The organism is Mesorhizobium sp. M5C.F.Ca.IN.020.32.2.1, from assembly GCF_004023105.1.
Taxonomy (GTDB): domain Bacteria; phylum Pseudomonadota; class Alphaproteobacteria; order Rhizobiales; family Rhizobiaceae; genus Mesorhizobium; species Mesorhizobium wenxiniae.
Window position 1 is genome coordinate 1 of the sequence record NZ_RZSX01001120.1, and the last position, 1,718, is coordinate 1,718.

1 protein-coding gene is annotated in these 1,718 nt (G+C 61.6%); it reads right to left on the bottom strand.

The features are described from left to right. Positions 1-157: 157 nt before the first annotated feature. Positions 158-1,543, bottom strand: coding sequence for a M20/M25/M40 family metallo-hydrolase (locus EOA86_RS33490; protein ID WP_128345456.1), 1,386 nt, complete (start codon positions 1,541-1,543; stop codon positions 158-160). Positions 1,544-1,718: the final 175 nt, after the last annotated feature.

The window sequence follows — 1,718 nt, forward strand, 5'->3', positions numbered from 1 at the left end:
GCATGTAGCGCAAAAGTGTGCAGCGGTTTTGCGATAACGACATGCATAAAACAACAACCTAAAGCGCGTCGCATCAGGCAGATCAAACGCGACGCGCTTTAGCCCGTCCTTGCCGCGATCCGATGAAAAATCAACAGAAAGTTGAATTCTCGCCCCCTCAGCGTGTCAGCCCATCGAGAATGCGCGCCCAGGAGCGCTGGCCCTTGTGGAATGAACTCATCTCGTACTTCTCGTTCGGCGAATGGATGCGGTCATCGTCGAGCCCGAAACCGACCAGCAACGATTCGATACCGAGATAGGTCTGGAAATCGCCGACCACCGGGATCGAGCCGCCGCTTCCCGTCGTCACCGCCGGTTTCGGCCATTCGTCAGACAGCGCGTCCTTGGCCTTGGCGAGAAACGGCGAGTCGTAGGAAAGCTGGATTGCCGGCGAGCCGCCATGCGGCTGGAAATCGACTGAGCAGTCGGCCGGGAGGCGTTCCCTGACGAAGCCTTGGAAAGCGGCGCGAATCTTCTGGGGATTCTGCTTGTGGACGAGGCGGAAGGACACTTTTGCCGAGGCTTCCGCCGCGATCACCGTCTTGAACCCCTTGCCGGTATAGCCGCCGATAATGCCGTTGAACTCGGCCGTCGGCCGCGCCCAGGTAAGTTCGAGCACCGAGCGCCCCTGTTCGCCGGACGGAATCGACAGGCCGACAGGCCCAAGGAATGTCTCGGCGGTTTCGCCGAGCGCCTCCCATGACTTCAGGATCTGCGAAGGCGTCTCCTCGACGCCCTCATAGAACCCCGGAATGGTGACATGGCCGTCCTCGTCGTGGATGTCGGCCAATATCCTGGCCAGGATGCGGATTGGATTGGCAGCAGCACCGCCATAGAGACCGGAATGCAAGTCGCGGTCGGCGGCCTTCACCGTGATCTCCTCGCCGACCAGCCCGCGCAGCGCGACGCAGATGGACGGCGTATCGCGATCCCACATGCCAGTGTCGCAGACAAGCGCAAAGTCGGCCTTGAGTTCGGCCGCATTTGCCTCGAGGAACGGCTTCAGCGATGGCGAGCCGGACTCCTCCTCGCCTTCGAACAGGATCGTGATGCGGCACGGCAGCCCGCCATGCACCTGCTTCCAGGCGCGGCAAGCCTCAACGAAGGTCATCAGCTGCCCCTTGTCGTCGGCCGAACCACGTCCCGTGATCACCTGGTGGCCGGGCGCGATCTCCTTCACCGAAGGCGCGAACGGGTCGGTTTCCCAGAGCTCGATCGGATCGACCGGCTGCACGTCGTAATGGCCATAGAACAGGACATGCGGTGCGCCCGCCGGCCCGACATGGTGCGCCACCACCATCGGATGACCTGGCGTGTCACGCACGCTGGCGTCGAAGCCGATCAGCTTGAGCTCCGCTACCAGCCATTCCGCCGCCTTGCGGCAATCGGCGGCATAGCTCGGATCGGTCGAGATCGACTTGATCCTGAGCAGGCCAAACAGGCGTTCCAGGCTCTCGTCGAGGTTTTTGTCGAGACGATCGAGGACGGGAGAAATTCTGGACATTTTCATCAAGCCTTTCGATTCTGAGCAGCAACCCTAAAGCTGCAAGGCAGAAACGAAAAGCCGGCGGTCGTTGGACCACGGGCGTCGAAAGGCAAAAAAATGCCGCCGTGGTGGAGGGGAACCACGGCGGCCTTTACTCGAAACGATGCGGCAGCCCGGAGAGGGGGGATTAGGC

Bases quoted from the DNA above. Each gene is read 5' to 3' on its own strand.
- EOA86_RS33490 (WP_128345456.1), bottom strand. From the start codon at position 1,543: ATGTCCAGAATTTCTCCCGTCCTCGATCGTCTCGACAAAAACCTCGAC.